The organism is Thioalkalivibrio sp. ALMg9 (assembly GCF_000380625.1).
Lineage (GTDB): Bacteria > Pseudomonadota > Gammaproteobacteria > Ectothiorhodospirales > Ectothiorhodospiraceae > Thioalkalivibrio > Thioalkalivibrio versutus.
In genome coordinates, this window is record NZ_AQYC01000006.1 from 12,544 (window position 1) to 23,368 (window position 10,825).

Annotated in this window: 11 protein-coding genes; 3 read left to right on the top strand and 8 right to left on the bottom strand. The window is 69.4% G+C overall.

The window, feature by feature from the left end:
• The first annotated feature begins 85 nt into the window (after positions 1-85).
• Both F792_RS0102115 and F792_RS0102120 read left to right on the top strand, forming a co-directional pair.
• Positions 86-1,579 (top strand): leucyl aminopeptidase, encoded by a 1,494-nt coding sequence (locus tag F792_RS0102115; RefSeq protein WP_018168186.1) that lies wholly within the window; start codon positions 86-88, stop codon positions 1,577-1,579.
• Positions 1,580-1,595: 16 nt separating this feature from the next.
• On the top strand, positions 1,596-2,018 hold the full coding sequence (locus tag F792_RS0102120; RefSeq protein ID WP_018168187.1) for a DNA polymerase III subunit chi: 423 nt from the start codon (positions 1,596-1,598) through the stop codon (positions 2,016-2,018).
• 22 nt (positions 2,019-2,040) lie between these two features.
• On the opposite strand, the gene F792_RS0102125 is transcribed toward F792_RS0102120, so the two are convergent.
• The 8 genes from F792_RS0102125 to leuS are packed head-to-tail and all read right to left on the bottom strand — an operon-like array spanning position 2,041 to position 9,693.
• A complete protein-coding gene (locus F792_RS0102125; RefSeq protein ID WP_018168188.1) occupies positions 2,041-2,631 on the bottom strand; it encodes a nucleoside triphosphate pyrophosphatase in 591 nt (196 codons plus the stop codon).
• 7 nt (positions 2,632-2,638) lie between these two features.
• Positions 2,639-3,109 carry a 23S rRNA (pseudouridine(1915)-N(3))-methyltransferase RlmH gene (gene rlmH, locus F792_RS0102130; protein WP_018168189.1) on the bottom strand — a complete coding sequence of 157 codons (471 nt, stop codon included), beginning with the start codon at positions 3,107-3,109 and terminating at the stop codon, positions 2,639-2,641.
• 22 nt (positions 3,110-3,131) lie between these two features.
• Positions 3,132-3,524 (bottom strand): ribosome silencing factor, encoded by a 393-nt coding sequence (gene rsfS, locus F792_RS0102135; protein WP_018146421.1) that lies wholly within the window; start codon positions 3,522-3,524, stop codon positions 3,132-3,134.
• Positions 3,525-3,532: 8 nt separating this feature from the next.
• Positions 3,533-4,183, bottom strand: coding sequence for a nicotinate-nucleotide adenylyltransferase (gene nadD / locus F792_RS0102140; protein WP_018168190.1), 651 nt, complete (start codon positions 4,181-4,183; stop codon positions 3,533-3,535).
• A gap of 45 nt (positions 4,184-4,228) precedes the next feature.
• A complete protein-coding gene (locus F792_RS0102145; protein WP_018168191.1) occupies positions 4,229-5,524 on the bottom strand; it encodes a glutamate-5-semialdehyde dehydrogenase in 1,296 nt (431 codons plus the stop codon).
• Between the two features lie 4 nt (positions 5,525-5,528).
• Positions 5,529-6,566: a DNA polymerase III subunit delta gene (gene holA, locus F792_RS0102150; RefSeq protein WP_018168192.1), complete on the bottom strand. Its 1,038-nt coding sequence runs from the start codon at positions 6,564-6,566 to the stop codon at positions 5,529-5,531.
• Entirely contained in the window at positions 6,566-7,105 is a 540-nt protein-coding gene (lptE, locus tag F792_RS0102155) for an LPS assembly lipoprotein LptE (RefSeq protein WP_026305879.1), read from the bottom strand. Before lptE ends, holA begins: the two co-directional genes overlap by 1 nt.
• Complete coding sequence (gene leuS / locus F792_RS0102160) at positions 7,102-9,693, bottom strand: leucine--tRNA ligase (protein ID WP_018168194.1); 2,592 nt, start codon at positions 9,691-9,693, stop codon at positions 7,102-7,104. Before leuS ends, lptE begins: the two co-directional genes overlap by 4 nt.
• Before the next feature lie 221 nt (positions 9,694-9,914).
• Here leuS and F792_RS0102165 point away from each other — a divergent pair, with 221 nt between their 5' ends.
• Positions 9,915-10,769, top strand: coding sequence for a DUF2189 domain-containing protein (locus F792_RS0102165; RefSeq protein ID WP_018146427.1), 855 nt, complete (start codon positions 9,915-9,917; stop codon positions 10,767-10,769).
• The last annotated feature ends 56 nt before the right edge of the window (positions 10,770-10,825 follow it).

Genomic DNA, 10,825 nt, shown 5'->3' on the forward strand with positions numbered 1-10,825 from the left:
CGCATTACCCCGCGGCCCGCGCGGCGCGTGGTCGGACGCCGCTTGGCGCTGGTACCATGATCGAACTCATTTTCGGGAGGCATTCATGCAATTCTCCGTCACCACCTCGACCCTCGACAAACCCCGCGCCGGCATCCGCGCCGCCGGGATCGTCCACAAACGCAAGCCGGCCGCGGGCGCCACCGCCCTGGATGCCGCGCGCGACGGCGAGATCACCGCCCTGCTGAAGGCCGGCGAGATGGACGGCGAGGCCGGCAGCCAACTGCTGCTGCCCGGCGGTGGGGGCCCAGGCAATCAAGGGAAGGGTAGCGCACTCCTGATCGGCCTGGGTGCGAAGAAGGACTTCGACGCCCGCGCCGCACGCAAGGCGGCGCAGACGCTGGCGGCCGCCCTGGTCGAACGCCCCGCCACCAGCGCGGTGATCGCGGTGGCGGACTTCCAGCCGCGCGGCAAGGACATTGCCTGGACGGTGCACACCCTGGTTGCGGCGATCGCGGACGCCGCCTACCGCTTCACCCCGTTCAAGGGCAAGGAGAAGACCCCGCCGGTGAAGCTGGAGAAGATCCAGCTCAGCGTGGAGCGCGACGAGGCCGAGACGGCCAACAAGGCCTGCAGCGAGGCCGCGGCGATCGCCACCGGCGTCAATCGTGCCAAGGACCTGGGCAACACCCCGCCGAATGTCTGCTACCCGGAGAGCCTGGCCGACACCGCCCGCGAACTGGCCAAGCAGCACAAGAAACTGAAGGCGACGGTGCTCGACGAGAAGGACCTGGAGAAGCTCGGCGCCGGCGCGATCCTGGCCGTGGGCAAGGGCTCCGAGCGCCCGCCACGGCTGATCGCGATGGAGTACTCCGGCGGCAACAAGGGTGACGCCCCGGTGGTGCTGGTGGGCAAGGGCATCACCTTCGACACCGGCGGCATCTCGCTCAAGCCCGGCGCCGAGATGGACGAGATGAAGTACGACATGTGCGGCGCGGCCAGCGTGTTTGGCGTGATCGAGGCTTGCTGCGAACTGGGCCTGCCGATCAACGTGGTCGGTGTGGTCACCAGCGCCGAGAACATGCCCGACGGCCGCGCGACGCGCCCGGGCGACATCATCACCACCCTGTCCGGACAGACAGTGGAGATCCTGAACACCGACGCCGAGGGCCGCCTGGTCCTGGCCGACGCGCTGACCTGGGTCGAGCGCTACAAGCCAAAGGCGGTGATCGACATCGCCACCCTGACCGGCGCCTGCATCATCGCACTGGGCCACCAGGGCGCGGCCGTGCTCGGCAACAACGAGCGCCTGGCCAAGGGCCTGCTGGCTGCTGGCGAAGAGAGCGGGGATCGCGCCTGGCAGCTCCCGCTGTGGCCGGAATACCAAGAACAGCTGAAGAGCAATTTCGCCGACATGGCCAACATCGGCGGGCGCCCGGCCGGCACCATCACCGCCGCCTGCTTCCTGTCGCGCTATACCGAGGACTACACCTGGGCGCATGTCGACATCGCCGGCGTGGCCTGGAAGAGCGGCAAGGAAAAGGGCGCGACCGGGCGGCCGGTCCCGATGCTGATGCGCTACCTGCTCGACCAGGCCTGATCCGGGGCTTGCGGGCATGACCCACGTCAGCTTCTACCTGCTCAAGGACCCGGCCCCGGAGGCACGCCTGCGCTTCGTCTGTCGGCTGGCGAAGAAGGCCAGCGGCCAGGGCCACCGCGTGCATATCCATACCGGCTCACCGGAACTGACGCGCACCCTGGATGAATGGCTGTGGACCTTCGAGGACACCGCCTTCGTCCCGCACAGCACCGATGTGCGCGACACGGACGTCGCGGTTTCCCTGCACGAGGCGCATGCCCCGCCGGATCGCTGCGACGTGCTGATCAACCTCGCCCCCGAGGTCCCGGAGTACTGCGGGCGTTTCGAACGGGTCGCCGACATCGTCGGTGGCGACGAGACGGGGCGCGAGGCCGGCCGTAGCCGCTACCGCTTCTTCAAGGAGCGCGGCTACCCACTGGAACACCACACTATCCAGTAAGGGCGGGCTGCGGAGACGCGGATCAGACGCGCGGCGGCGGGTCGGGGATCTCGCGCAGCCAGGCCTCCAGCTCGAACAGGGGCAGCCCGACCACATTGGTGTAGGAGCCCTCGATCCACGCGACAAAGGCCGCGCCGCGGCCCTGGATGGCGTAGGCGCCGGCCTTGCCGCGCGGTTCGCCGGTCGCCCAGTAGGTCTCGATGTCGGCCGGGCTCAGCTCGCGCAGGCGTACCCGGGTCGTCACGTGACGGGCGCGCATGGCCTCGCCGGGGCGCCACAGGGCCATGCCGGACACGACCCGGTGCTCGCGCCCGGACAGCCGCCCGAGCATGGCGGCGGCGTCGGCGAAATCCGCGGGCTTGCCCAGTGCGTCGGCATCCACGGCGACCACGGTGTCGGCCGCCAGCACCCACTGGCCGGAGGCCAGGCGATCGCGCGCCGCCTCCGCCTTGGCGACGGCCAGGCGCTCGACCAGGGCCTCCGGCGTCTCGCCCGGCTGCGCGCTCTCGTCCACGTCCATCGGCGCCACCTCGAAGGCAAGCTGGACCTGCTCCAACAGTTCCCGCCGACGCGGCGAGGCGGAGGCGAGCAACAGCGGCGGCGTCAGGCTCATGCGGGACTCAGGCGCGGTGATAGGGATGGTTGTTCAATAGCGACCAGGCGCGGTAGAGCTGCTCGGCGACCAGCACCCGCACCAGCATGTGCGGGAAGGTCAGCGGCGACAGCGACCAGGCCCACTCGGCGCGGGCACGCACGGCCTCGTCCAGCCCGGCGGCGCCCCCGATCACCAGCGCAACGTCACGCCCATCGGTCTGCCAACCTTCCAGGCGCTTCGCCACGCCCCTGGTGTCGACGGCCTTGCCGCGCTCGTCCAGCAGGATCACGCGGGCACCCTCGGGGATCGCCTTCAACAGGATCTCGCCCTCGCGGCGCAGGAGCGTGGTGGTATCCATGGACTTCGCGCCGGAAGGCCCCGGAAGGGCCTGCAGGTTCAGCTCCAGTTCGCGCGGCAGGCGCCCGGCGTATTCGGCGAAGCCATCCGCCACCCAGTCGGGCATGCGCTTGCCGATCGCGATCAGGTCCAGGCGCATCGGGCGAAGCCTCGCTCGGCGTTCAGCGCCGCAGGCGCCGGACCCGCTCCAGGCTGGGGTCCTCGGGGGCGGCCTTTTCGGTGTCCGCGGCCTCCTCCGCCATCCAGAGCTTCTCCAGGTTGTAGAAGTCGCGGGTCTCCGGGAGCATCACGTGGACGATCACATCGTTCAGGTCCACCAGCACCCACTCCTGGCTCTCCTGACCCTCGACCCCCAAGGGCGGGATGCCGGCCTGCTTGGCCTCGGTGGCCACCGACTCGGCGGTGGACTGCACGTGACGCCCGGAGGTCCCGGAGGCGATCACCATGAAATCCGTCAGCGTGGTCTTGCCACGCACGTCGATGGTGCGGATGTTCTGTGCCTTCATGTCGTCCAGAGCGGTGGTCACCAGCTCCAGGAGTTGTTCGCTGTTCATTGTGTCGGTCATGTCCCGTGATTGCGGTTCGACCCGGCCCGGTACAGACCGTGGTCCTGGATGTAGCGATTGACGGCCCCGGGGAGCAGGAAGCGCGGGCTGCGCCCGGCCTGCAGCTCGTCCCGGATGGCGGTGGCGGAGATGTCGAGCTGGGTCACCGGCTGGAAGTAGACCAGTCCCCCGGGCGCCTTGCGCAGCGCCGCCGGGTCGTGCGTCGCGGCGTTCCCCAGCCAGCCGCCCAGATCGTGGGAGGCCGGGCTGCCGGGGCGGTGCGAGACCACGATATGCGCCAGCTCGAAGATCTGCTGCCAGCGGTTCCACGATGGCAGCCCGGCGAAGGCGTCCATGCCCATGATCAGCACCAACGGCGCGTCCGGCCCCAGCTCCTCGCGGAAACTGAGCAGGGTATCCACGGTGTAGGACGGCCCCTGACGATCCAGCTCGCGACGGTCGGCGACGAATCCCGGTACGTCCGCAATCGCCTGCTCCACCATCGCCAGGCGGTCGTCGCTGCCGGTTCCGGGGCTCGCACGATGCGGCGGTACGTGGCAGGGGATGAAGTGCACGCGCTCCAGCCCCAGGTGCTGCTGGATCTCCAGCGCCGGGCGCAGGTGGCCGAAGTGGATCGGGTCGAAGGTGCCGCCGAGGATCCCGATCACGCGGGGATCGCCCCAGGGAGACGCTGATTCAATCGCGCGTCTCCCTTAGCCACGTACATGGCCGTCGCCGAACACCACGTACTTGAGCGTGGTCAGCCCGTGCAGGCCCACCGGGCCCCGGGCATGCAACTTGTCGGTGGAGATGCCGATCTCCGCGCCCAGGCCGTACTCGAAGCCGTCGGCGAAGCGGGTGGAGGCATTCACCATGACCGAGCTGGAGTCCACCGCGCGCAGGAAACGCCGGGCGCGGGTGTAGTCCTCGGTCACGATGCTGTCGGTGTGGTGCGAGCCATAGGTATTGATGTGATCGATCGCCATATCGAGGTCGTCGACCACGCGGATCGCGAGGATCGGCCCCAGGTATTCGGCCACCCAGTCGTCCTCGGTGGCCTCCGCGATGTCGGCGAGGATGGCGCGGGTCCGCGCGCAGCCGCGCAGGCTCACCTGGTGCTCGCCCAGGACCGTGGCCAGGCGCGGCAGGAAGGCCTCGGCCTGGTCCGCGTGCACCAGCAGCGTCTCCATGGTGTTGCAGGTGCCGTAGCGCTGGGTCTTCGCGTTCACCGCGACGGCCAGCGCCTTGTCGGCATCCGCACCGCCATCCACGTACACGTGGCAGACGCCGTCCAGGTGCTTGATCACCGGGATCTGCGACTCGTTGCTGACGCGCTCGATCAGGCCCTTGCCGCCGCGCGGGACGATCACGTCGACGTACTGCGGCATGCGCAGCAGCGCGCCGACCGCCGCGCGGTCGGTGGTCGGCACCACCTGCACCGCCTCGCGCGGCAACCCCGCCTGCTCCAGCCCGGCCTGGATAATCGCGGCCAGGGCCTGATTGGAATGCAGCGACTCGGAGCCGCCACGCAGGATCGCCGCATTGCCGGACTTCAGGCACAGCGCGGCGGCGTCGATGGTCACGTTCGGCCGCGACTCGTAGATGATCCCGATCACGCCCAGCGGTACGCGCATCTGGCCGACCTGGATACCGCTCGGCTGGTAGGCCATGTCGGAGATCGTGCCCACCGGGTCGGGCAGCCCGGCTACCTGGCGGCAGCCCTCGATCATGGTATCGATGCGGGCATCGGTCAGCGCCAGGCGATCCAGCATCGCGGCGTCCAGGCCGCGCTCGCGCCCGGCCTCCAGGTCACGGCTGTTGGCCTCATTCAGCTCGGCGCGGCGCGCGGCGATGCCCTCGGCGATCGCATGCAGTGCGGCGTTCTTCGCCCCCGGCTCGGCCTCGGCCATGCGCCGCGATGCGGCGCGCGCAGCGCGGCCGAGCGCCTCGACCTGGGCGACCACGCCGCTGGTAGCGGCGGATTCAGTGGGGTTCACGGCAGCGTTCATGCAGTCAGACTCGTTGAGAATTCAGTGCGGGTTCGGGTCGGGTCAGCGGCCGCCCCGCCATACGGGCCACCAAGTCTAGCAACCCCTGCCGGGCATTGCCGTTTTCCTGACCCTTGATGACCCGATCCACGCGCGCGGCCTCGCCCAGCAGGCCCCGCGCCGCGCTCAGGTCCAGGCGCGACATTGCCTGGCGCAGGGCCTTCTGGCCGTCGCCAAAGCTGCCCTGGAACGCCTCGCGGTCGGGCGCACCGGCGGCCTTGCGCTCCATCGCCTGCACCAGCAGCCGGCATTCGCGCGCCAGCGCCCACAGGATCAGCGGCTCGGCCTGGCCCTCGTCCAGCAGCCCCTCCAGCATGCGCAGGGCGTGGCGGACATCACCGCGCAGCGCGGTCGGGGCCAGGGCAAACAGCTCGAAGCGGGCGGAATCCGTGGTGGCCTCCGCCAGCACGGTCTCGTCGATCTCGGTCACGCCGGCCAGTGCCAGCTTCTCGATCTCCTGGCGCGCGGCCAGCAGGTTGCCCTCCACCCGCGCGACCAGCAACGCCAGCGCCGGGTCGGTGATGCGCAGACCGTTCCTCTGCAGCCGCGCACGGATCCAGCTACCCAGCTGGGCCGGCGGCACCGGGCGCGCGTGGATCACCACCGCACGGTTCTCCAGGGCCTTGAACCAGGCCGCCCGCCGCATGTCGCGATCCGGCCGCGGCAACTGCAGCAGCAGAACCAGGTCAGCCTGCGGGTCGCCGGCGTAGGCCTTCAGGTGGTCGCCACCGGTCTTGCCCGGCTTGCCGGTCGCCAGGCGCACGTCCAGCACCGTGCGCTCGGCAAACAGCGACCGGTCGCGGATCGCGGCCTCGAACGGGCCCCAGTCCGATTGCGCGGTCAGGTCCAGCACCGTGCGCTCCAGGAAGCCCTGCTCGCGGGCGGCAGCGCGGATCGCATCGGCCGCCTCGATCGCCTGCAACGGCTCCTCGGCCAGCAACAGGTAGATCGGCGCGAGCCCGCGCGCCAGATCCTGCTCCAGGCGGGCGATATCCAGCGCCATTACGGGGCCGGGTCCTCCGCGGCTTCGCGCAGGCTGCCGTCCGGCTCGATCAGGGCGGCAATCCGGCGCTGCAGCTGGCTGACGATGTCGCGGTCCATCGCCTCGCGCAGGGTGGATTCGCGCTCGCCCCGGCTGAGCACCGCGGTGCCATCGAACAGATAGATGCGCGAGGCGCGCATTGGCCCCAGGTCGACCGCCTCGCCGTCCACCGGGCGCAGGCGCGCGTCGACCGTGCGCACCAGTTCGTACTCGGACACCCGCGCGGCCTCGGTCACCGACAGCGTGCGGCGCTGATCGTTGACCGAACGGATCTCCAGGATCGCACCCTGGCCCTCCGGGCGCTGGCGCACGACGTCCACGCCCGAGGAGCCCAGGGTCACGGCCAGTTCGCGGTACAGCGAGTCGCGCGCATTGATGCCCGTGATCTGCACCGGATTCAGTGTCTCCGGCCACTCGCTACCGCCACGCAGCTGAAAGCCGCAGGCGGCCAGCGCGGCCACCAGGACCAGTACCAGACCCGCGCGCAAAAGGGCGCTCATTGCGGCTTCACCACGAAATTGACCAGACGGCCGGGAACGACAATCACCTTGATCACATCCTGCCCCTCGATATGGCGCTGCACGTTCTCGTCGTTGCGCGCAACGGTCTCGATCGCGTCCTTGTCGGCCCCGGACGGGACCGCGATCTCGGCACGGCGCTTGCCGTTCACCTGCACCGCCAGGGTCTCCTGCGCGGCCTGGCGTGCGGCCTCGTCGACCTGCGGCCATTGCGTGGCGGCCACCAGCTCGTCGTGACCCAGGGTCCGCCACAGCGTTTCGGTCACGTGCGGGATGATCGGGGCCAGCATGCGCACGATGCCCTCCAGCGCCTCCTGGCGCACGGCCGGGGCCCCGGCGGCGTCCTGCGGGAACTTGCCGAGGTCGTTCAGCAGTTCCATGTTCGCGGCCACCGCGGTGTTGAAGGTCTGGCGCCGGCCGATGTCGTCAGTGACCTTGGCGATGGTGTCGTGCAGCTTGCGCCGCAGCTCGCGCCCGGCATCGTCCAGCGCGTCCGTGTCCAGCGCCCCGGGCGACTCGCCGCCCACATGCTCGTGCACCGCGCGCCACAGCCGCTTGATGAAGCGATGCGCGCCCTCCACGCCGGAGTCGGACCATTCCAGCGACAGGTCCGGGGGTGCGGCGAACATGGTGAACAGCCGCGCGGTATCGGCGCCGAAGCGCTCGATCAGGGCCTGCGGGTCCACGCCGTTGTTCTTCGACTTGGACATCTTCTCCATGCCGCCGACCACGACCGGCGCCCCGTCCTCGCGGTGGCGCGCGGCCTTCACCGAACCGTCCTCGGCGCGCTCCAGTTCGACATCCGCCGGGTTGATCCAGTCCTTCCCGCCGTCAGCACGCTCGCGATAGAAGGTCGGTGCGATCACCATGCCCTGGGTCAGCAAGCGGGTGAACGGCTCGTCGGAGGCCAGCAGGCCCTCGTCGCGCAGCAGCTTGTGGAAGAAGCGCGCGTACAACAGGTGCAGCACCGCGTGCTCGATGCCGCCGACATACTGGTCGACCGGCAGCCAGTGGTCGGCGCGTGCATCCAGCATGGCTGTGCCGTTGTCGGCGCAGGCGTAGCGGGCGAAGTACCAGCTGGATTCGAAGAAGGTGTCGAAGGTATCGGTCTCGCGCCGCGCCGGTTGGCCGCATTCCGGGCACGGGGTCTCGAAGAATTCGGGCATGCGCGCCAGCGGCGAGCCGGCGCCGTCCGGGATCACGTCCTCGGGCAGGCGCACCGGCAGGTCGGCTTCCGGCACCGGCACCGCCCCGCAGGCCTCGCAGTGGATCACCGGGATCGGGCAACCCCAGTAGCGCTGGCGCGAGATGCCCCAGTCGCGCAGGCGGTAGTTGCGCCGGCGCCGGCCGATGCCGGTCTGCTCCAAGTGCTCGGCGATCGCTGCCTTGGCCGCCTCCGATGCCTGGCCGTCGAAATCACCGGAGTTCACCAGCACGCCGGCCTCGGTGAACGCGGCCTGCTGCACATCGACCGTGGCGCCATCCGCCGGGGCGATCACCTGGCGGATCGGCAGGCCATATTTCGTCGCGAACTCGTGGTCGCGCTCGTCATGCGCGGGCACGGCCATCACCGCGCCGGTGCCGTATTCCATCAGCACGAAGTTGGCGACCCAGACCGGGACATCCTCGCCGGTCAGCGGGTGGCGGGCGGTGAAGCCCAGCGCGCGGCCCTTCTTCTCCATCGTGGCCAGGTCCGCCTCGGCCACCCCGCCCTGCGCGCAATCCGCGACAAACGCGGCCAGCTCGGCGTCCTGCTCCGCCAGCGCCTGCACCCGTGGGTGCTCCGGCGCCAGCGCCATGTAGGAGACGCCGAACAGGGTATCCGGGCGCGTGGTGTAGACAGCCAGCGCCTCGCCACCGTCCACCGCGAACTCGAGTTCCACGCCCTCGGAACGCCCGATCCAGTTGCGCTGCATGGTGCGCACCTGGTCCGGCCAGCCGTCCAGCGCGTCCAGGGCCTCCAGCAGCTCGTCGGCGTAGTCGGTGATGCGCAGGAACCACTGCGGCATCTCGCGGCGCTCGACGACCGCCCCGGAGCGCCAGCCACGGCCCTCGATCACCTGTTCGTTGGCGAGCACGGTCTGGTCCACCGGGTCCCAGTTCACGGTCGCCTTCTTGCGATAGACCAGGCCTTTCTTCAGCAGGCGCACGAACAGCCACTGTTCCCAGCGGTAGTAATCGGCGTCGCAGGTGGCGAACTCGCGCGACCAGTCGTAGGCAAAGCCCAGGCGCTTGAGCTGGGTGCGCATCTGCTCGATGTTCTGGCGGGTCCAGGCCGCCGGCGGCACGTGGTTCTGCATCGCCGCGTTCTCGGCCGGCAGGCCAAAGGCGTCCCAGCCCATCGGCTGCAGCACGCTGCGCCCCTGCATGCGCTGGAAGCGCGCGATCACGTCGCCGATGGTGTAGTTGCGCACATGCCCCATGTGCAGCTTGCCCGAGGGGTACGGGAACATGGACAGGCAGTAGAACGGCTCGCCGGCGGCATCCTCGCGCGCACGGAAGCAGTCGGCCTCCTCCCACTGGCGCTGCACCTGCGCCTCGATCATCTCCGGGGAATACTGCTCCTGCATGTGGCCCACCTGCCCTGTGTGTTCGCGTGAAACAAAGAACTGCGCAGAATACCAGTCGCCCCCACCCCCTCCAAGCGGCTGGGATACGGCCCGGCCACCCCTCGCCACACGTCTTCGATGTGATATCCGTCACGCAACTCCGGGAACAGTACCCCTACCTGACTGCCACAAGACCTACATTCAAAGAAAGCGGTTGGCAAAACGTTCCAAGGAGGCAGGTTATGAGCGAAGAGAAAGACGTGGTCCCCATGCTCCAGCGCGCCTATCCCGAGGACTTGGGGGAAACGGTCCCCGAACACACGCCGGAGACGGATTCCCCGGCCATCCGCGAGATCGCGACGGAGGACCTGGGCACCTGGCTCGGCAAGGGCTGGCGGGACCTCTGGCAGATGCCAGTGGCCCTGGTGCACGGCCTGGTGATCACCCTGGCCGCGCTGATCCTGCTGGGCCTGTCCTGGAATCAGCCATGGATGGCCTTCTCGCTTCTGGCCGGCATCCTGCTCCTCGGACCCGTACTCGCCGTCGGTGTGAACTACCTCGCGCTGCAGAAAGAGCGCGGCGAGCCGGGCGGTTCCGGCCTCGGCTGGCTGGGGCCGATGGGTGGCTCGATCTGGGCCTTTGCCGCGCTGCTGGCCATCCTGTTCGTGATCTGGGCCAGCTTTGTGTGGATGTGGATCGCGGTGCTCAACATCGGCGAAATCGCGGTCATGGGGCAGTTGCATCACCTGGTGGGCGCGATGCTCAGCAGCGGCGCCGGCATTATCTCGCTGGTCGGGGTGGTGGTGGCCGCCATCGTCTTCGGCCTCGCGGTATTCGCCCTCAGCCTGGTCACGATCCCGGCCCTGCTGGATCACCGGATACGCGATGATGCCCCGCAAAAGAGCCTGATCGAATCGATCGGGGTCAGCCTGAAGGCCTTCAGCCACAACCCGGGTACGCTGATCCTGTGGGGCCTGATCATCACCGCGCTGTTCATGGTCTCGGTGGCGACTGCGCTGCTGGCGCTGATCGTGATCTTCCCCTGGCTGGGCTTTGCCATGTGGCACGGCTACCGGGATCTGGTCGACGCCCGTTAATCCCCAGCGACGCCCCACGCGATGGGTCCGACCCCGCGTCGGGCCCATGCCAATCC